General features: G+C 44.0%; 21 protein-coding genes. 2 read left to right on the forward strand and 19 right to left on the reverse strand.

Going from position 1 to position 18,649, the window contains the following annotated elements; all coding sequences use genetic code 11:
- Window positions 1-36 precede the first annotated feature (36 nt).
- The 3 genes from ACOQOE_RS00665 to ACOQOE_RS00675 form a co-directional block, all read right to left on the reverse strand.
- Entirely contained in the window at window positions 37-366 is a 330-nt protein-coding gene (locus ACOQOE_RS00665; RefSeq protein WP_420554663.1) for a hypothetical protein, read from the reverse strand.
- A gap of 10 nt (window positions 367-376) precedes the next feature.
- Window positions 377-1,627, reverse strand: coding sequence for a tyrosine-type recombinase/integrase (locus tag ACOQOE_RS00670; RefSeq protein WP_420554664.1), 1,251 nt, complete (start codon window positions 1,625-1,627; stop codon window positions 377-379).
- 315 nt (window positions 1,628-1,942) lie between these two features.
- Window positions 1,943-2,806, reverse strand: a complete 864-nt coding sequence (locus ACOQOE_RS00675; RefSeq protein ID WP_420554665.1) for a YicC/YloC family endoribonuclease — start codon at window positions 2,804-2,806, stop codon at window positions 1,943-1,945.
- A gap of 102 nt (window positions 2,807-2,908) precedes the next feature.
- On the opposite strand from ACOQOE_RS00675, the gene rph reads away from it, so the two are divergent.
- Window positions 2,909-3,679, forward strand: coding sequence for a ribonuclease PH (rph, locus tag ACOQOE_RS00680; protein ID WP_067863210.1), 771 nt, complete (start codon window positions 2,909-2,911; stop codon window positions 3,677-3,679).
- A gap of 61 nt (window positions 3,680-3,740) precedes the next feature.
- Here the strand turns inward: rph and ACOQOE_RS00685 are convergent, their stop codons facing one another.
- Entirely contained in the window at window positions 3,741-4,511 is a 771-nt protein-coding gene (locus tag ACOQOE_RS00685; protein WP_067863213.1) for an exodeoxyribonuclease III, read from the reverse strand.
- 199 nt (window positions 4,512-4,710) lie between these two features.
- Between ACOQOE_RS00685 and pyrE the strand changes: the two genes are divergently transcribed.
- A complete protein-coding gene (gene pyrE, locus ACOQOE_RS00690) occupies window positions 4,711-5,358 on the forward strand; it encodes an orotate phosphoribosyltransferase (RefSeq protein ID WP_067863216.1) in 648 nt (215 codons plus the stop codon).
- A 28-nt stretch (window positions 5,359-5,386) separates the two neighbouring features.
- Here pyrE and ACOQOE_RS00695 read toward each other — a convergent pair whose 3' ends face one another.
- From ACOQOE_RS00695 to pilM, 15 genes are all read right to left on the reverse strand, one after another.
- On the reverse strand, window positions 5,387-5,866 hold the full coding sequence (locus ACOQOE_RS00695) for a hypothetical protein (protein ID WP_067863219.1): 480 nt from the start codon (window positions 5,864-5,866) through the stop codon (window positions 5,387-5,389).
- Complete coding sequence (locus ACOQOE_RS00700) at window positions 5,856-6,746, reverse strand: PulJ/GspJ family protein (protein ID WP_067863222.1); 891 nt, start codon at window positions 6,744-6,746, stop codon at window positions 5,856-5,858. The genes ACOQOE_RS00695 and ACOQOE_RS00700 overlap by 11 nt, the downstream gene beginning before the upstream one ends.
- On the reverse strand, window positions 6,746-7,282 hold the full coding sequence (locus ACOQOE_RS00705) for a prepilin-type N-terminal cleavage/methylation domain-containing protein (RefSeq protein WP_420554666.1): 537 nt from the start codon (window positions 7,280-7,282) through the stop codon (window positions 6,746-6,748). Before ACOQOE_RS00705 ends, ACOQOE_RS00700 begins: the two co-directional genes overlap by 1 nt.
- Window positions 7,263-7,883: a pilus assembly FimT family protein gene (locus tag ACOQOE_RS00710; protein ID WP_420554667.1), complete on the reverse strand. Its 621-nt coding sequence runs from the start codon at window positions 7,881-7,883 to the stop codon at window positions 7,263-7,265. Before ACOQOE_RS00710 ends, ACOQOE_RS00705 begins: the two co-directional genes overlap by 20 nt.
- Before the next feature lie 23 nt (window positions 7,884-7,906).
- A complete protein-coding gene (locus ACOQOE_RS00715; protein ID WP_420554668.1) occupies window positions 7,907-8,428 on the reverse strand; it encodes a type II secretion system protein in 522 nt (173 codons plus the stop codon).
- Window positions 8,429-8,498: 70 nt separating this feature from the next.
- Entirely contained in the window at window positions 8,499-9,038 is a 540-nt protein-coding gene (locus ACOQOE_RS00720) for a type II secretion system protein (RefSeq protein ID WP_420554669.1), read from the reverse strand.
- Window positions 9,031-10,263: a type II secretion system F family protein gene (locus ACOQOE_RS00725; protein ID WP_420554670.1), complete on the reverse strand. Its 1,233-nt coding sequence runs from the start codon at window positions 10,261-10,263 to the stop codon at window positions 9,031-9,033. The genes ACOQOE_RS00720 and ACOQOE_RS00725 overlap by 8 nt, the downstream gene beginning before the upstream one ends.
- A 16-nt stretch (window positions 10,264-10,279) precedes the next feature.
- Window positions 10,280-12,058 carry a GspE/PulE family protein gene (locus ACOQOE_RS00730; protein ID WP_067863242.1) on the reverse strand — a complete coding sequence of 593 codons (1,779 nt, stop codon included), beginning with the start codon at window positions 12,056-12,058 and terminating at the stop codon, window positions 10,280-10,282.
- 14 nt (window positions 12,059-12,072) lie between these two features.
- The gene (locus tag ACOQOE_RS00735; RefSeq protein WP_420554671.1) at window positions 12,073-13,545 is read right to left on the reverse strand and encodes a tetratricopeptide repeat protein; all 1,473 of its coding nucleotides are present in this window, start codon (window positions 13,543-13,545) and stop codon (window positions 12,073-12,075) included.
- Window positions 13,542-14,444 carry an ExeA family protein gene (locus ACOQOE_RS00740; protein WP_067863248.1) on the reverse strand — a complete coding sequence of 301 codons (903 nt, stop codon included), beginning with the start codon at window positions 14,442-14,444 and terminating at the stop codon, window positions 13,542-13,544. Before ACOQOE_RS00740 ends, ACOQOE_RS00735 begins: the two co-directional genes overlap by 4 nt.
- 13 nt (window positions 14,445-14,457) lie before the next feature.
- A complete protein-coding gene (gene mshL / locus ACOQOE_RS00745) occupies window positions 14,458-16,035 on the reverse strand; it encodes a pilus (MSHA type) biogenesis protein MshL (protein WP_420554672.1) in 1,578 nt (525 codons plus the stop codon).
- Between the two features lie 11 nt (window positions 16,036-16,046).
- A complete protein-coding gene (locus ACOQOE_RS00750; protein WP_156473646.1) occupies window positions 16,047-16,385 on the reverse strand; it encodes a hypothetical protein in 339 nt (112 codons plus the stop codon).
- The gene (gene gspM, locus ACOQOE_RS00755; RefSeq protein WP_420554673.1) at window positions 16,378-17,040 is read right to left on the reverse strand and encodes a type II secretion system protein GspM; all 663 of its coding nucleotides are present in this window, start codon (window positions 17,038-17,040) and stop codon (window positions 16,378-16,380) included. The genes ACOQOE_RS00750 and gspM overlap by 8 nt, the downstream gene beginning before the upstream one ends.
- Entirely contained in the window at window positions 17,033-17,632 is a 600-nt protein-coding gene (locus ACOQOE_RS00760; protein WP_420554674.1) for a hypothetical protein, read from the reverse strand. Before ACOQOE_RS00760 ends, gspM begins: the two co-directional genes overlap by 8 nt.
- A complete protein-coding gene (gene pilM, locus ACOQOE_RS00765) occupies window positions 17,629-18,558 on the reverse strand; it encodes a pilus assembly protein PilM (RefSeq protein WP_420554675.1) in 930 nt (309 codons plus the stop codon). The genes ACOQOE_RS00760 and pilM overlap by 4 nt, the downstream gene beginning before the upstream one ends.
- Between the last annotated feature and the right edge of the window lie 91 nt (window positions 18,559-18,649).

The following is an 18,649-nucleotide window of genomic DNA, read 5'->3' on the forward strand; positions in this document are numbered from 1 at the left end:
CCAACTGCCCACGGTAAGTGACCAAATGGGGGCTTGTTAGTTTCGCCTGATGGGCCTTTTCGGCATGCGACTGCGTTTGCCATCGAAAAAGGCCAATACTCTGAACCAATAGAGTGATTCTTCATAACCTAGGCTATGCGTTGGGCGTGCTGGCGGGATGAGCCCCAGTTTGCGTCCTAGGCTGACAATCACGTAGAACGTAAGTTTTAGCGTCAGCCAAGGAGCGAGTACCACGAATACCATCAGGCAATATCGAGTCAGTGCGTAGCCTATACCATGAGGTTGATCGAGTAAGGCAATGCCAATACACCAACCAAGGCCTGCCAGCATGGCTATTGGAAAGGTAATGGGGGCGAGTCGCATCATCAGTTGCATGTTAACGCCCTCCTGTGTTGTGCTGTGAAGGGTGCTCAAAGTTCACCAGTGGTTCGATCACATCAGCCACTGTTTGATGGGCAATACGGCGCTCTTCAAAGTAGTCGTGGCGGTCGTAGATGCCCTCAACGCCTTTTAGCTTATGGTTAAGACAGCGTTCGGCCACGTTGCCTGCGATGCCTAAAGAGGCGGCAAGGCTGCGAAAGGTGCGGCGTAAATCGTGTACGGTGAAGTGTTCAAGCTTGCCCATTTTATTGGGTGGTTGCTTTTTCCGGCCTGGTTCTCGACCAAAGAGTTTAGAAATGGCACGGTTCAGCGTATCTGGCCCCATATGCGGACGGTGGCTTGCTCGTCTGGCTGGAAAAACATAAGGCGAGCCACAAGCGCGGATTTGCAGCTCGTTAAACCAAGCAATGGCTTGGCGCGGTAAAGGGATGCTAATTGGCACGCCAGTTTTACTGCGTTCTTTGGGTAGGTCCCATACGCCTGTGGTTAAATCCATTTCACGCCACATGGCTTCGCACAATTCGCTTTTGCGCACGCCCAATACCAAGAACAGGCAGCAAGCGAGGTAGTTGTCGCGGCCAAAGCTATTGATATGGGTATGAAATACGCTAAAGGCGTAGTGAATTTCCTCTTTGCTGAGCATTCTGTCTTTACTGGACTCCACGCCACCGGCATCGTCCACGGTAAAGGCTGCGGCGGGGTTGTTCAGCGTTAAGTCGAGCTTTATCGCATGTCGAAACAGCTGCTTCATGTACATCAAGGTATCGTTGGCAATGGTAGGACGGTTACTTTCTCGAATGCGCTCTAATACTTCGCGTACGTCACGTGCGGTCACCTCAGCAATACACTTTATGCCAATGACTGGGCTTATGTCTTTGGTGTAAACCCGATACGGAATCTTGGGATGCTTAGGTCGTCTACTCAGATCGGTTCGATACCAGTCATGAAACAGTTGATCCACGGTTTCAATGTCAGGTAACTCGATTTTCTGTTTTTCCAGAAGAGGATCTATGCCGTCACGTACTTCCTTTCGAAAGTATGCGCCGGCAATTCTGGCGTCTGCCAACGACATTAAAGGAAATTGCCCCAAGGTTGCTTCTCGTCTTCCTTTGGCTGTGGTGTAGCGGATCATCCAGTAAGGCGAGCCTTGTTTGCGGACGCAAAAGTATAACCCTTCACCATCTGAATATTTTTTTGGGTCGGCTTTGCTGTATGCAATAACCTGTTTTCCTGTGAGTTTTCCCATGTTTACTCCATAGTTGCTGAAATAATGGAGGGGGCAATAATGGCTGCCCACCACCGATTTGCTTATTGAATCAGCAGCTAACCTGTTGTGGTGGCGAGTTAAATGCGAAAATTGGGTAACTTACTGCCCACCAATTTGCTCACCGCAAAATGCTTATTGAGCAAAAATGAGGGGACTGCCCACCATTCTGCCCACCACTAAACAGGTAGTTGGTAACGGACATCTGCAAACCGATTTGGACGGGGAAAATAAAAAAGCCCTGTATTTACAAGCAAATAACAGGGCTTTTAAGACATTCTTGGATGGGTGAAAAAACTATTCGATGTTTTGGATCTGCTCTCGCACCTGCTCAATCAGCACTTTAAGTTCAACTGCGCATTGGGTAGTGCTGGCGACAATTGATTTTGAAGAGAGTGTGTTCGCTTCCCGGTTAAGCTCCTGCATAAGGAAGTCTAAACGGCGGCCGACGGGCCCCTTCTGTTTTAAAACACGGCGCACTTCTTGAACATGGGTGTCTAAACGATCCATCTCTTCGTCTACGTCAGCTTTTTGCGCCAGTAATGCAATCTCTTGCTCTAACCTACCTTCATCTAGGTCAGCTTTTAGTTCAGCAAGGCGCTGAGCTAAGTTTTCTCGCTGATTTTGCAGGATTTTAGGCATGCTTTCGCGCACTTCTGCCACTATAGCGCTGATAGAGTCTAGACGTTGATTGATTAATGTCGCGAGCTCGACACCTTCACGCCCTCGCCCTTCCAGCATGTCGTCCAGCGCTTTAGTAAAAAGTGCTTTTGCTGAGTTTTTAACGAGATCCATATCTAACTTGGTGTCTTGTAGAACGCCAGGCCAACGTAATAACTCTAAAGCGTCTAAGGGTTGGTGATTCTCAACCATCGCTTGTAACGACTCAGCGGCCTGAATAACTTCTTTAGCATAAGGTTTATTAACCACAAGTTGTTGCTCTGTGGCTTCTGGATTAAATCGCAGTGTGCATTCAACTTTGCCGCGACTCAGTGTTTTTCGCAGCGTTTCGCGTAAGAAGCCTTCTAATTCTTTCAAGTTATCTGGCAAACGCAAGTGAGGTTCTAGGTAACGATGGTTAACTGATCTGATCTCCCAACTAAGGGAACCCCATTCATGCTCGGCTTCCTGTCGAGCAAAAGCTGTCATGCTGCGTGTCATATGATCCATTCTCGATTAAAATGCGTTATTGAATACAATTGTAACAGTCTGGCACCGCTCTGCCACGCCATGACTGACTAGAAAATTGATTAAAGGACCGGCATGACTTCATCTATCTCAGAACAACTGCAAAATCTTGGTATCAGCAAGCATCGTCCAAGTGGACGTGAAAACGATCAGATGCGTGAGGTTAAGATCACACGTAACTTCACTATGCATGCGGAAGGCTCTGTATTAGTTGAGTTCGGCAATACCAAGGTCCTTTGTACAGCAACGGTTGAGCGTGGTGTACCGCGCTTTTTACGTGGTTCTGGCCAAGGCTGGGTGACGGCCGAATACGGTATGCTGCCTCGCGCGACCACCAGCCGTACAGGCCGCGAAGCGGCTCGCGGTAAGCAGAGTGGCCGTACGGTTGAGATTCAACGTCTGATTGGTCGTTCTTTACGTGCGGCACTGAACCTTAAGAAGATGGGCGAAAACACAATTACAATCGATTGTGATGTATTACAGGCAGACGGTGGCACACGTACGGCATCGATCACGGGTGCTTTTGTAGCCTTACAGGATGCGATTAATGTGTTGAAAAAAGATAAGCATGGCGCGATGAAGGGCGACCCCGTTGTTCAGGCGATTGCTGCTGTGTCTGTAGGCATCTATGACGGTGAGGCGGTGCTGGATTTAGATTACGCTGAGGATAGTAAAGCAGAAACCGATATGAATGTTGTGATGACAAGCAAAGGCGGCTTTATTGAGGTTCAGGGAACCGCCGAGGGCGCGCCTTATTCTCAGGAAGAGTTGAATGCAATGCTTGATCTCGCCCGTAAAGGGATTAATGAGTTAGTCGAAGCGCAAAAGATAGCATTGGCTGAATAGCCTTTCGTTAGCGCACAAAAAAAGGAGCGATTAAGCTCCTTTTTTTAATTGTGCTACGCCGTTAGCCAATATCATAATCAATAATAATCGGCGCGTGTTCGCTAAATGATTGATCTCGATAGATCCGTGCGTTTTTAACTGTCTTACGCAGATTAGCCGTAGTAATCTGATAATCTAAACGCGCACCTTCATTAAGCTTACGAGCACGATTGTAAGCCGGCCACCAGCTAAATTGACGTTCCGCCTTGTTAATCTGGCGGAATGCATCCACATAGCCCATCTCATCAAATATATCAGCCATCCAATCACGCTCAACTTGTAAAAAGCCGGAAACAGTTTGGTTGGCATACCAGTTACTTAGATCTACGGTTTTATGGGCAATATTTGTAGTACCACAGAAGATAAATTCGCGGCGTTTACGTAAGGTTTTACTTAAATGCCCTAAAAATTCGGCCATAAAAGCTTCTTTTTCTTGCTGGGCTTCTTCGCTCTTCAAACCTGAGGGGATAAAAAAGGAAGAAACACTTACATGCTCAAAGTCCGCCTGTATAAAACGGCCATGCTGGTCACATAACTCAAAGCCTAAACCGGTCATGATCGCTTTAGGTATCTCACGAGTGTAGATCGCAACGCCGCTATAACCATCTTCCCAAGCATCAAAAAAATAGGAGTGATAGCCTTCCGGATGGTAGCGTTCATCATCGAGCTGATATTCTTTTGCTCGTAAATCCTGTAAGCAAATAACATCAGCATCCTGTTGGACCATCCAATCGAAGAAGCCGTTTTCTGCAGCCTGTTCAATACCTTGAGTATTGAAGGTGATGACGCGCATAGAGTGTGTTCCTGTCTGAAAGCAGACCAATAGCAAATTAGTATTATTTTTACTCTGAGGGTCGAATTGTATAGCGAAGTGAACAAAAATGAAATTTTTTGCTGCATATCAGAACAATGGAGCCGAAGGCCGCTCACTGGTAGAATAGCCTCTGCCTATTTACCCCCTATTTTAACCTTATTAACCAGCGGAGATTGCTATGCAGGATTATCAGCGTGAGTTTATTGAATTTGCTATTGAACAGAACGTGCTACGCTTTGGCGAATTCACGCTTAAATCCGGCCGTACAAGCCCCTACTTCTTTAATGCAGGCCTATTCAACACAGGAAGTGCGCTAGCCAAATTGGGCCGTTTTTATGCCCAAGCGATTAAAAACTCGGGGGTTTCATTTGATGTTTTATTAGGCCCTGCGTACAAAGGGATTCCGCTGGCAGCAACTACCGCCGTCGCGTTGGCCGATCACCACGGCGATGATGTTCCTTATGTATTTAATCGTAAAGAAGCTAAAACCCATGGTGAAGGCGGCAGTTTAGTTGGAGCAGCACTCGAAGGCGGCGTCATGATCATTGATGATGTGATCACTGCTGGAACAGCTATTCGTGAAGTAATGACGATTATTGATCAAGCAGGCGCAACACCGGCGGGGGTTGTTATCGCACTTAACCGTCAGGAAAAAGGTAAAGGCGAATTGTCCGCGATCCAAGAGGTCGAACGAGATTACAATATGCCTGTTATCAGTATCGTGAGTTTAGGTGATCTTATCGATTACTTAACGGAAAAAGGTGATAAAGCGGAAGAGCTTGCGTCGATCCGTAAATATCGTGACGAATATGGTATAGAGGCTTAAAGAGTAATGACCTGAGTTAGAGCGGCGTTTATTGAGCCGCTCTAATGACTACACGCCTAGATGCACCATCTAAGCCATCCCCTCCACAAAACCCCGTACTATCGATAGTCCAGAACTGCCCGACAGATGAGCTCACCGTATAGTAATAAACTTCAGCGTAGCAATCTTTAAGACCCGTGACAGAAAAACGTGAGTTGGACGTTGGCCCTGGCCAATAATCCCAGCTTGTGGGCATGCTCCCAACAGCAGCAGAAGCAGTACAACCTGATACCCCATGTTCTAAACAGGTTAACTCTAACTCTATCCCTGTCTGAGCGGCTGTAATAGCTCTAGCGCCCAAAAACTCCTGTGCAGTAACATTCTGACCTATAGAAAAAAACCGTGTCATACCGGCGATAATGACCGCTAAGATGGTAATAACAAAAATTGCAGAGATGAGCCCTAATCCCTTTTGGGACTGCCGAGATACGTTCGCCTTCCAGCCGCTTTGCTTCGTATTAAGGTACATTTTTCACCTGCACCTCAAATTGGATACGGATACTTTCTTGTCTGTTGTCTGCAACGGATAACTGTTGGTTTTCAACAAAAAGGTCAAATAATACGATGCCATTACGCAGTAACGTTGCTTCACTGTATTTAAACGGAGTACTTCCCGACGGTGCAATTACATCGCTTGCCAATAATCCTCTTTGTGGCTCAGCGAGGTCTGCGAATAACGTAGCGCCATCAGGCTGATTAATCGCATAAGTATAGTTGCTTGCCGCTACTCCCTGAAAACGATATAGGTCAGTTCCAACAACACAAAAACTAACCGGTTCATCCACTATAAAATAACGTTTAGAGGGAGAATCGGTTGGAAACGCATGGTTAGAGGTTAAGAGGACATCAACCGTACCAGATGCAGATTCTAAAGCACTACTGGCACTCATCGGCGGTGAGATAATAGACCAGCTATCTAAATCGTAAATAGGGTTTGATGTACGAGTCGGCTCATCCCCATTATTTGTATCTATAGGGTACACCGCAATGCGTCCTTGACTAGGCTCCAATGCAAACGGAACAGAAACAAAGCTGTTCATCGCTGCAGAGGCCGATAGAGGTATAGATATATAACGTGAGGCCGCAAGCGAAGGAATAAACTCAATACAACTCCCCTCATTATTGACCCGAATACTATTGGGCAATGCATTTCTGATCTCTCTTGCCATACGCTCAACTGCAACCCTTACGGCTGATGACAACTGATCACGCCGTGTGAGATCCGCATAACCTTGCATCGTTGATGTGATAAAGCCCACCGTAACAAGGGAGATAATACCTAATAATGTAATAACAACGATCAGCTCAATCAACGTAAAGCCTTGTTGTGTATTACTACGAAGCCCCATTAATAATTCCCCCGTAACGCACTAAACTGCACAGGGTTTTGGCCTGTGTTTTTGGGGGGAGTCACCGTCACCACAATCTGCTTCACCAGCTCATGATTACTCGCTGAAAAATAACTATCGCCAGCATACTGCACCTGCACGCTGACTTGATAGCCGTTATAAGATTGAATGCCTCCGGCTGTAACCAGAGAGTTAAATAAACCAACAGCGTTTTCTGTTAAACCATGATAGTCGTCAACATCATCAAATGTTTCCCGTGTTTCACTACCATCTGGACCAAAACTGCCCTCAGCCGTACAGGGATCACAAAGAGGGCTCCCGCCTGCAGGCGTTAATTCGTCATAACGGCGGGATAAAATTTCTTCTAAATAGGCTTGTCCAAGATACGATACTCTGGTCTGCCACATCACATCAGAACTATGTCGTGCGATATTACCCCATCCAGCTATCGCAGCCGTTAAAGCAACACCAATAATAACAATGGTGATAACGACCTCAACCAGAGAGAAACCTTTTTCAGCGACAGGTCGATGCATAATTATAACCCGTCAAAGAGAGACAAAAATCGCCACTGCGATCACTAAACTGCAAACTACTATCCACTGAGTTCGCAACATTAGGGAAAGAACTTTCGCTAGTTAAGGCAACACCATTTTTAACACTGATCATATCGCCTAACTGATTATACAAAATCACTAGATTATCACCCGTAGAGAGTGAACCTGCTAAGCTTCCACCCGCATCTAGTGACACAGAATAGGACAGGCTAATATCACCAGGAATTGACGTTTGAAGCTGCGGCGGCGATATATCTACAGGAGGAATGCCGTCATTAGTATCGGCATCAATCACTAAGCTAATCTGCCATTCATCAAGGGAGGGACGTTCTAAAACCCAATATACCGATGATGCATGCTGAGCTAAGGCTGTTTTTTGAGCCAATCTTAAGGCTCCAAGAATGGAGCTACGAAGGGAGGACTCTTGGTAACTAGATACATTACCAATACGCGGAATGGCAACGGCTGAAAGAACGCCCAATAGAATAATTACAACAATAATCTCAACCAGCGTGAAACCACGCTGGCGAGATTGAGAGCAGCTATATTTAACTGAAGAAGATAAATGTTCACCGCTCATTTGCGTCACATCTGAGTTAGCAATTACTCGTCAGCACCGTTAACGGTTACGTTACCCGATTCTGCATCGTAAACAATCTCACGAGGATCGCCTGAAGGTGCATCTTGACGGTACGTGAATGTACACTGAGTAGCGCTATCAAAAGTTGCCTGATAATCAACCCCTGGCACTAACGAAGGATCAGCATCAGAAGCCACCGGCCTGCTACCTTGCAACACGTTATTCCAAACCTCAACGCATTCAATATTGCTATCAATTGAAGAATTTGCGCCAGATGCCCCCACCGGATAACCTGAGTTATTTACTGTTACAGCAGCCAAACCATCTAATTGAACATTAGCCCCGGAACCTGCATTTTCAACCACAGCTTTAGCTTTAGCTAAAGCTATACCTGCGGCAAAACCACCCGCAGCGCCTTTAACCGCTGCATTATGTGCATCGTCAGTTACATTAATAAAACGAGGTAGTGCAACCGCTGCCAAAATGCCTAACAGGGCAATGACGACTACCAACTCAATAATTGTAAAACCCGTTTGCTTTTTCATGGAACCCTCTGCCCCTAGCTATAAATAGTAATCAATTGATTTTTAACAAATTAAGGCTAGCTTGTATAGCTTAATCCCCGTTATCTTCCTGCCAAGAAAAATAATACAACGATTGTAAATTTATCTCGGTCGCTATCCCTTGGCCCTTATGTTTATGCTGAAACCTCACAGTGAGCTGAAATGGTAAAATCTCTGTTTGCTCAAACTCATTGATTAACTGTGTACTTCTTTTAACTTTATACACGAGCCATCGCTTATCAGAAACAAAATACCAACGCTCACTCGGCGCAATTAGTAATTCATTATAATCTAGCTCACCGCCATAATTTGTAGGTTTATGTTTCACAAGATCAATAGGGTTCTTTTTTTCCAACATCTCTTTTGAAACACGTTGCTGTTCTGCAAACCAGTATGCCACTTTTAATGTGACTTGTGCCTGAATATTGTTCCGAACCCCTTCAAAAGAGACACGCTCAACATCTTCAGCTAGACGCTCTAGCTTGATATAAGCGACGGCCATTAAAACCGCGACCACTAAAATTGAGACCACTAATTCAAGTAGCGAAAAACCTTTCTGAAAAGACCTCAACGAAGCAATACGATTAGCCATTTATTGTTGTACTCAACTCCCATAACGGTAAGAAAACACCAAGGGCTAGCACTAAAACCATTCCACCAATAGCCACAATCAAAATAGGTTCGATCGCACTGGTAAGGTTTTTAAGATCATACTCCACTTCCTGCTCATAGAAGCCCGCAGCCTCTTCAAGCATCTCATCAACTCGACCTGTTTCTTCACCTACCGCCAGCATCTGCATGACTAACGGGCTAAACATGCCAGTTTGATGTGCAGTTTGAGTAAACGACTCACCTCGTTCAATCCCTTGGCGCATTCCGGAAACTTTTTGACCTATATAACGATTACCAACAGCTTTAGAGACAATAGATAAACCTTGTTCTATTGGCACACCGGCTTTCAAAACAATACTAAAAGTACGAGAGAAGCGTCCCAAAATAACTCTATAGAATATCGACCCAACAATGGGAAACTTCAGCTTTTTCCTATCCCACGTCATATGACCAGATTCTGTTTTTCGCCAACGGTAGAAAGCGATATAATGCAGAACGCCGCCGCCAACGATTGCCCACCACCAATCAACAGTAAAGTCAGACACTGTAATTAATGCCTGCGTTTGCCAAGGCATATCACCACCAAAACTCATAAAAACAGATTTAAAGGCAGGGATAACAAACACATTTATAATCCCTATAGCAATAGAGATCGCCACCAGTACAAAAATAGGGTAGCGCGTCGCCTGTTTTACGTTTTGAACCGTTTGACGTTCTAACTCTAGATACGCAGCCATTTGCCTAAAGGACTCATCCAACTGCCCAGTATTCTCACCTACGTGGATCATACTTATATACAATTCACTAAATATTTTCGGATACTTAGCCAAAGCAGAAGAAAGTGCGTTACCCCTCTCCAACTCATCTGCCAAGCCCGCCAGAGTTTCCTCTAAAAGTGGATTGTTAACTGTATTAGCTAACCCTCTCATCGCACGCGTAATGGGAACACCAGCTTTGGTCAGGCTAAACATTTGACGGCTAAACATGATTAACTCATCAATACTAATCTTTTGGAATAACTGAAAGTTTAGTTCTTTACTGCCCGTTGATGATTGTTTCTTCTCTGCGACGGCTTCATGGATGGTTATCGGGATAATGCCATCAACAGATAGCTGTGATGCGGCCACAGCCGCCGTGCCTGCCTCTATATTGCCGGAGACTTCTTCACCTTCTCTGTTTCTGCCTCGATAACTATAAGTTGCCATCTAATTCTTTACCCAGTCATTCAAGTTCTAAACCACCGACATCCATTGAGCCAAGCTCAATTGAGGCATCAGGTGCGTCGAGATAAATAGATTCGTCCAACTGCTCTGTTACACGGAACACTTCATCTAATGAAGTTACTCCAGCGATAGCTAATTCCAAAGCGCTATAAGCTAACGGTTTATAATGTGAATCTGTTTTAGCAGCAATGGTAAAACCTGCGCTATCATTGCGGCGAAGAGCATCAGCCATATTTTCGTTTATTTCTAATAACTCAAATATACCGGTACGCCCTTTGTAGCCCGTATTATTACAATAAGTACAGCCGCGCCCTTTTTGTAGGCTGATATTATCTAATCCTAGCTCCTCTTGGCGCGTATCCAGCCATAGCCTTTCTGAATCAGTAGGCTGATAATCTTGAGTGCAGTTTTCACAGATTTTGCGCACTAAACGCTGTGCCAAAATCCCATTCAATGCAGACGCAACCAAATAGCCTTCGATACCAATATCAATTAAACGCATAGCGCTCGATACAGCATCATTAGTATGTAACGTGGACAAGACAAAGTGTCCTGTCATCGCTGCACGCAAGGCAATATCAGCGGTCTCTTTATCTCGAATCTCCCCGACTAAAAGAATATCCGGATCCTGACGCAAGGTAGCACGCAGTACTGTGGAAAAATCTAAACCTATATTGGGGTGAACCTGTACTTGGTTTACTCGAGGTAAACGATATTCCACTGGGTCTTCTACAGTAATAATCTTCTTCTGATGGCTATTTAGCTCATTAAGCGCACCATATAAAGTTGTAGTCTTACCACTACCTGTAGGACCCGTCACCAATAAAAGCCCATGGGGCTCGTGAATCATTCTACGGAGCCTATGTAACATATCATTAGGCAAACCAGCTTTTTCTAGTCCTATAATTCCACCGGACTGATCAAGCAAACGCATTACAACTGATTCACCAAACTGAATAGGTAAGGTCGAGATACGTACATCAACACTATGCCCTTTTACACTAATATTGAAACGACCATCTTGAGGCAAACGCTTCTCTGATATATTTAATGAGGCCATTAGCTTTAAGCGTAGTACAAGCGCTGAAGCTATACGTTTCTCTTTCATAACATGCTCATGGAGCACACCATCAATACGCTGCCGAATACGTAACACCGTTTCATCCGGTTCAATGTGTATATCTGAGGCACCAACTTGAACCGCATCTTCAAACAAGCTTTTCAGCAGTTTGACGACCGGAACATCTACTTCATCTGTAGCTGTTAGGGCGGCCAAATCAAATGCATCATCTGCAATTTCTTCATTTAACTGATCAGCTAAATCTTCAATATCACTGGTCTTGCGATAAAGTAGATCCATAGATTGCAGCAACTGAGCTTCAGATACGACTGCAATTTCGATAGGTTTAGGTAACACTCTTTGCAATTCATCAAACGCAAAGATATCCATTGGGTCAGACATCCCAACTAGAAAATGATCAGCATCTTCCTTTAATACTAGCGCCCTAAAGCGCCGAGCCTGAGTTTCAGGTAAACGTAAAACATCTTCCTGATTAAATGAGTAATGAGTCAACTCAACCAGAGGAATGTTCAGCTGCTGGGATAGAAAATCAAGAAACTGCTGCTCCTTTACATACCCCATAGATACCAGTGTCTTACCCAATTTCTGACGCGTCTGTTTCTGCTTATCTAGCGCTTCCATTAGCTGAGCTTCAGACAAAACACCGTTCTGAACCAGTAAGTCACCAATACGGATTTTCATTTTGGGTGCGCCCATTCGGCCCCTTCCTCCTAACGACCCACCAGCGTTTCAATACGCTGGCGAGCATAACTTTTCAACCGACTATCAATTGTCGGGATCTGTAAAGCGCTCTGATATGCATTACGAGCATCAGCATAACGCTTTACTTGTTCCAGCGCATAACCCATTCCAATCCACCATCGTGGAATGCTGTTATTCGATTGCAACAATTGGAAATAAATTCGCGCAGCATCTTCCGAATTACCGCCTTGCTGATAAGCACTTGCTAACAACTCATGGTACTCTTGATCAGTTTCTAGCAACGGGAAATCAGCACTAAGCAGATCGACTGATTGAGACGCTTTATTCTCAGCCATCCATATACGTGCCTGTAATTTCTTTAAATCACTATTATATGGATGCAGGTCGCGACTTTTCTCTATCGACTTTTGAGCTGCAGCGGTTTCACCTTTAGACAACAATAAAGTTGCTAGCAGAACTCTAGATTGTTCAGTTTTAGATGGTTCTTGAGCTATCGCCTTAGTTAATAAACTCTCAGCCTCATCCAATTTGCCTTCATTAATCATCCGCCGTGCACGCTTAGCAAACTGACTATCTGTTAATGCATTGGACGACTTAGTGACCGGCTTTGAAACAACAGGCTTCGTAGCCTGCAACGCTTCGGTAAGATTAACCTGTAGCTCAGCAGAAGATCGAATACTGTCCTTTTCACTGCCTACACTGATAACGGTTAAGGGCGTCTGTATAGTTGATACGCCAATATCAGTAATCTCGACCGTCTCAACATCAGATGGATCATTAATAACGAGAGCAGCTTCATCAGGTATTACACCAAGAATAAGGGTTGTCGGTGAGGTTTGAACACGAAAAGAAAACTGGCTTTTTCGATTGGTCGTTAATGTTAACAAGGTTCGGTTTCTATCCGGTTCAGCCTCAATATCTAAGCGCTTAATATAATTACTTGTTATCGAAGGAAGCGTCGTTCTTAAAACAGCATCATCAATAGCAATCACGATACTATTATCTTTCTGATTTAAAACTTGGATATCAGCATCGCCATCAAGCCTCACAACTAAATCACCACCAAAATCAGCCCCCGCCCATTTAATATCATTAATAGAAACGAGGCCTGTATTTTTCGGAGCTGGGGTGACAGAAAGTGGCTTCTCTATTGCCGAGGAGCCCTGTAAGCGCTTTTCAGCACTTAATTCGCTAAGTTCTGAGCCTTGTTGTTCCTCGCTGTCTGCAGCATTCAGAGATGCGGTAGATAAGCCCTTAGTGTCAGTATAGGTTTGAGTTTTTTGTATCTGATGCCACAACAACCAGCAGGTTGTAAATACTGCAACTAGACCGATCAGCCACAACGTAATTCGAGGTGCTTTACTACCGGCCTCTTCTTCAACATATTGAGCGGCTTTAACAGCTGACTGCAGCCCAGGAACCTGCTTAGCGCTTTCATTACGCTGCTCTAAGTCCCTTAGCATGTCATTAACCAAACTCATTGATTAACCCCTATATACACAAGATAAAGCGTGACTAAGAGTAAACAGCTAATAGCGCCCCATAAAAGAGGTCGACTATCCTTTGTCTTTACAATACCTTGTGTATCCTCGATAGCACGTACCACATGAGAGCTTTCTACGTTTAAAGCGCCCTTGCCATACGCAACCATCAACGCTTTATGCGCTAGAATATTGATAAGTCGAGGCGTACCAGCCGAAGCTTTCGCTATTTTACGTGACGCCTCTTTCTTAAAAAGAGAAAGCCCAGTAAAACCGGCTTTTTGTACCCGCTGTTCAATATAGTGCTCTACAGCCTCACTCTCCAGATGACTCAATTCATAACTAAAGGTAATTCGCTGTAATAACTGCCTTAAAGACGCTTGGCTCAGTAATTCATCCAGTTCTGGCTGCCCGAACAACACCACTTGAAACAACTTAGTCGTTTCTGTTTCAAGATTGGTTAACAGCCTTAAAGCCTCTATTGTTTCTTCAGGGATAGCCTGTGCTTCATCAACGAGTAGCACGACTTTACGTTTACTCTGCGCCAATTCTACAAGGCGCTGATTAATCGCATTAAGAAGATCAAAGTCTTCAAGTCCATTAACATCGAGCCCTATCTCTTGAGCAAAGCTTTTACGAAATTCGTAAGGACTTAAGTAAGGATTAGGTATGTAGGCTGTAACATATTCATCATTGTCTAATGCATTAAGCAGTTTGCGGCACAACAGCGTTTTACCTGTACCAACTTCACCTACGACTTTAACAAAGCCATCCCCACCGGCCAGAGCCACCAACATTAAATTCAGCGCTTCATGATGGGTCGGCATATTCAAAAAGAAATGCGTATTAGGTGTCAGCGTAAAAGGTAATTCGCTTAAACCAAAGTGTTCCGTGTACATCCATTAGCCTCAGCTACTGTGCAGGAGTAGGCTGCAAATTTTTAAACGACCGAAGACTACGTTTTAATTCATCTTGTAAATTATCATGATTAGCTAGTACAGGACGCAACATAATAACTAACTCGGTTTTACTTCCCGCTTGGCGCTTTTGTTTAAATAAACGTCCAATACCGGGCAAATCGCTCAAACCCGGTGCATTAGCCTCTGTATCACTATCGGTTGATTTCATTAATCCGCCGATCACAATCACTTGACCACTTTCAGCTCTTACGATGCTATCTGATTCTCGAATAGAACTTAAAGCAAGGGGGATATTAAAGTCATCTGAACCAACACTGATCTGTTTTTGTTGGTCGATAACTTCTGAAACCGTTGGGTGGATATGTAAAACAATATCTCCCTTCTCACTGATCTGAGGTGTTACATCTAAAGCAATACCTGAGAAAAAGGGCGTCAACTCTATACTGGGTGAAGAAGTCGTACTGGTACCTGTTGTTGTTGTATTTTCAACATCCGTTACGAAAAACTCATCTGTACCTACTTTAATAACTGCTTTTTGGTTATTCACCGTTGAAACTCGGGGACTAGACAGCACCTGAACATCACCTTGGCTTCCTAAAAGCTCAATCACTGAAGTGAAATCACCTAAGCTTAAATCAGCTTTAAATATTCCACCTATATCATCGTTATTAGTCAGTGTTTCTGACGACAAACTAAGCAAAGCCGTTTTTCCTGTACCGGGTTCAGCCAGCGCGGTCCAGTTAACACCCGCTTGGAAGCCATTATTTAAGGTTACTTCTAATATTTTTGCCTCAATAACAACTTGGCGATGCAAAATAAGTTCAGCTTGTGTAAGGTAATCTCTTACTGTTGCTAATTCGCTTGGCAAAGCACGAACAACAACAACCCCCGTTTGAGGCGTGACAACCACTTTACGACCTTCTCCAGAAATAATCGTATTTAAGGTACTTTGTAAAGTCCCCCAGAAGTTAGTCGATGTCTTCGTACTAATTCGTGTTCCTATAACCTCATCCGTACTCGAATTATCGCCCGACGAGCTCACAGAACCTGCACTGACTTGTGTATCCGAACTTCCTTGACGATCTATATCAAGGTAGTTTATCTGAAAGATCTGGGTTTGAAGTGAAGCAGGCATCACCTGATATAAATTACCACTACGTGTGTATTCATAACCATATACCCGTTGAATAGCGTTCATCACTTCATCTACGGAAACATCTTTTAATTCTACAGAAATAGCGCCTCCGACATCTTGATGAACAATCATGTTATAAGGTGTCCCTTGGACTAAGCCCATAAAAAATTCTCTTGCGGGTAGCGCCTCGGCAGTAATATCAAACCGTTCTTCCGAAGATGAAGCCGCTGCACCTAGATTTAGCGGGGGCAACAAAGCAATCGGAGCCGATGGAGGCGCAGGTATTTCCCGCTGCTGCTCATTAACCGCAATGGCTTCTTCAATAGCAGCAACACCGTCCTGCTGAGTTGTTGAACCAGCAATGGGCGAGACCCCCTGACAGCCACTCACAAACAGTAAACAAACAAGGACGTGGATATTGAAAATGTATTTCATAACTAATAGACCTATTTCCCACTCTTTACTTTACTGAATCCTTTCCGATCAGATAAAGAGATCAATTGTTGCTTATTTCCAATATCAAGCATGACACCTTCACGACTAATTGATAAAACCGTAGCGCTATCAATTAAATCTCCCACTTCTACACGTTGACCATTAACAACAGCCGTATTTTTTTTCTTACCTGTCACTAGAGAGCTCACTTTATAAACAGAGGCTACCCGCTTAGCTGGCGACAGATGATACATGCCCGTTGCCGGACGAGTCGGGTCAGCAGGTAAGCGCTCAGCTAAAACTGAAGAGGAGCAGATACAGAAAGACAAACCGATAACCAACTTATGCACCTAACCACCTCGCTTCAGAGCTTAAGGTATGCACTCTTATTTTTACTTTTGCTGCAGGGTATTCATCTACGGCATAGTTCAGAGTATCCCAAAAGAAAACGCCATCTAATTGCTCAATCTTTTGTAGATAATCATATATACCCTGATAGTTACCTTGTAACTCAATCTCAAAAGGGTGCGCATAAATGACAGCGGAAGGGGTAGACGATCCGGATTTTGTATTCGTATTGTTCCCGCCTAACTCTAGAGTCTCTACAGCTAAACTTTTAGCACTGAGCAAAGAAACGCCTTGCTCATTCTTTAAAACATCTTTCAGCATACTTAACATTTGATCAGGAGAGACTAAATTGGTCGCCGCTCGTCTAATATCAGCATTCGCATTTGTAAGCTCTAGACGTAATCGCTTTAGCTCTTCACGCACAGCAATATTAGGATCTACAGGCTCTTTAGCCCTTAAAAGATCCAATACCTGCTTTTTACTCGCCATCTCAATTTTCAGATCTGTAGACTTTGCATGCTGATGCTGAAGACTTATAATGCTCGGCTCAATTAGCGCAATGTAAATAAGCACAACAGGAATAACCACCGCAGAAATAATTACTAACCATCGCTCTCGCGAACTCAGTGCATCCCACTTTTGAGCAGCCTTATTCATAGGCACGTAACTCCGCAGTCGCTTTAAATAGAACACCCGATTCACCCGATTCTAAATCAAGTTCACCAATACTCAGGCCTTGAAATACTTCAGTGCGAGATACTGCTTCTAACAAAACAGGTACCGCTGGAGCCTCAACCGCACCGCCATATGCGCTAAAGCGATGTTGCGTATTATCTAATTGAAATTCAATTAGCCAACTATCAGGCTGTGATGACTCAGCTAAAGCGTAAAGGTAAGATGAAAAGCTAGTTCCGTGACTAGGCTGAATACGATATAGCAAGTTTTTAAGTTGCTGCCTTGATGCAATTTGACTTTGTATACGTTGTTTCTCAACAATCAGTTCCGCATTCGCTTCTTTCAGCGAAAAACGGGCCTGTTCCGTGTTAACCGCTGCTTTCAGTTTTTTCTGATCGCTGATTAAAGCTTCTAGCTGGCCTTGTTGGTAATTTGTATAAACCGTCAATCCTAGACCTACAACTAAAAATAGGACAACGATCGTCCCAACTAGAGTTAAGCTACCACTATAGCTCAGAGGATCGAACTTCTGTTTAGATTTATTAGAGTTGTAGAGATTAACTCGTTGTTTCATAGAACCCTGTCCACCCCTAAGCTTTCACTTCTTAATGCTGCAGCAACCGCGATCGTTGTCCATTGTTGCAGATCATCGGATAATTCAACTGAACTTGAGATAAGGTTGTTAAGATTTAATGAATGAATATCAAGATGTAAGTTTTGACGTAGTTCACTCATCAGTGGTGTATCATCTGACTGAAATGGCAACACTAACAAACGAACACAAGGCGGCTTACCAACTTGGCTTTCGTAATAATCGAGTGAGCGCTGTAACTCTAATACAGCGGCACCTGCATCAGCAGCACCGTCCGTTCGGCTATATTGTAAATGACGCGTAAAATAGAGCGAGGCATCCGACAGCAGATTTATCGAGCTACTTTCATCGCCTAAAAAGAATGCAGCTAATCCTGCTTCAGTATCAGCAAGATCTTCAGTAAGGTTCAACAACGCTAATTCAGGAACATCCACAACAATCGGTTCTAGGCCGATGCTTTCACACCATTCAACACGACGATCAATTTCATCCTGTTGGGCAGCAACGGCATACAACATACGTGATCGGCCACGATAGGCATCATCAGGCAGCTCTATATAATCGATCACCGCTTTTTCAATATCAAAGCTAACTAAATCTTTAATTTTCCAACGCAGTGCATCTCTAAGCTCTTCATCAGGAACGGATGGACGTTCAACTAGATGAATTTGATAGCTCGATTCAGGCATAACGATAAGTGCACTATTACCGTTGAGCCCTTTATCTTTAATTAATTCAGAAAAACGGGCCGACTCATTCAAAGGATTAGAAGAAAAAACATGCTCACAGAAAGATAGTTCTGGATGAGAAGCTGTTTGCTTTACATGGGCGAAAGAAACACCTTTCCCAGTAAACACAACTGAGGTTATTCCGCCAGATTTCACCTTCTTTTTAAACAGTGAAAGCAATCTTTTCACTCCTGAAGTGTTTTACTCAAATATAGACCTACAAATTTACCGGTCTTAAACTGCCGATACAATCACTTAATTGAAGATTAAC

This window comes from Neptuniibacter marinus, assembly GCF_965223595.1.
GTDB classification, from domain to species: Bacteria; Pseudomonadota; Gammaproteobacteria; order Pseudomonadales; family Balneatricaceae; genus Neptuniibacter; species Neptuniibacter marinus.

Excerpts from the sequence above, each read along its gene's own strand:
- mshL (WP_420554672.1), bottom strand. The coding sequence starts at position 16,035 with ATGAAATACATTTTCAATATCCACGTCCTTGTTTGTTTACTGTTTGTG.
- ACOQOE_RS00685 (WP_067863213.1), bottom strand. The coding sequence starts at position 4,511 with ATGCGCGTCATCACCTTCAATACTCAAGGTATTGAACAGGCTGCAGAA.
- pyrE (WP_067863216.1), top strand. The coding sequence starts at position 4,711 with ATGCAGGATTATCAGCGTGAGTTTATTGAATTTGCTATTGAACAGAAC.
- ACOQOE_RS00670 (WP_420554664.1), bottom strand. The coding sequence starts at position 1,627 with ATGGGAAAACTCACAGGAAAACAGGTTATTGCATACAGCAAAGCCGAC.
- ACOQOE_RS00720 (WP_420554669.1), bottom strand. The coding sequence starts at position 9,038 with ATGGCTAATCGTATTGCTTCGTTGAGGTCTTTTCAGAAAGGTTTTTCG.
- rph (WP_067863210.1), top strand. The coding sequence starts at position 2,909 with ATGACTTCATCTATCTCAGAACAACTGCAAAATCTTGGTATCAGCAAG.
- gspM (WP_420554673.1), bottom strand. The coding sequence starts at position 17,040 with ATGAATAAGGCTGCTCAAAAGTGGGATGCACTGAGTTCGCGAGAGCGA.
- ACOQOE_RS00730 (WP_067863242.1), bottom strand. The coding sequence starts at position 12,058 with ATGGGCGCACCCAAAATGAAAATCCGTATTGGTGACTTACTGGTTCAG.
- ACOQOE_RS00675 (WP_420554665.1), bottom strand. The coding sequence starts at position 2,806 with ATGACACGCAGCATGACAGCTTTTGCTCGACAGGAAGCCGAGCATGAA.
- ACOQOE_RS00735 (WP_420554671.1), bottom strand. The coding sequence starts at position 13,545 with ATGAGTTTGGTTAATGACATGCTAAGGGACTTAGAGCAGCGTAATGAA.
- ACOQOE_RS00700 (WP_067863222.1), bottom strand. The coding sequence starts at position 6,746 with ATGGGGCTTCGTAGTAATACACAACAAGGCTTTACGTTGATTGAGCTG.
- ACOQOE_RS00710 (WP_420554667.1), bottom strand. The coding sequence starts at position 7,883 with ATGAGCGGTGAACATTTATCTTCTTCAGTTAAATATAGCTGCTCTCAA.
- ACOQOE_RS00695 (WP_067863219.1), bottom strand. The coding sequence starts at position 5,866 with ATGTACCTTAATACGAAGCAAAGCGGCTGGAAGGCGAACGTATCTCGG.
- ACOQOE_RS00725 (WP_420554670.1), bottom strand. The coding sequence starts at position 10,263 with ATGGCAACTTATAGTTATCGAGGCAGAAACAGAGAAGGTGAAGAAGTC.
- ACOQOE_RS00705 (WP_420554666.1), bottom strand. The coding sequence starts at position 7,282 with ATGCATCGACCTGTCGCTGAAAAAGGTTTCTCTCTGGTTGAGGTCGTT.
- ACOQOE_RS00665 (WP_420554663.1), bottom strand. The coding sequence starts at position 366 with ATGATGCGACTCGCCCCCATTACCTTTCCAATAGCCATGCTGGCAGGC.
- ACOQOE_RS00715 (WP_420554668.1), bottom strand. The coding sequence starts at position 8,428 with ATGAAAAAGCAAACGGGTTTTACAATTATTGAGTTGGTAGTCGTCATT.
- ACOQOE_RS00760 (WP_420554674.1), bottom strand. The coding sequence starts at position 17,632 with ATGAAACAACGAGTTAATCTCTACAACTCTAATAAATCTAAACAGAAG.
- ACOQOE_RS00740 (WP_067863248.1), bottom strand. The coding sequence starts at position 14,444 with ATGTACACGGAACACTTTGGTTTAAGCGAATTACCTTTTACGCTGACA.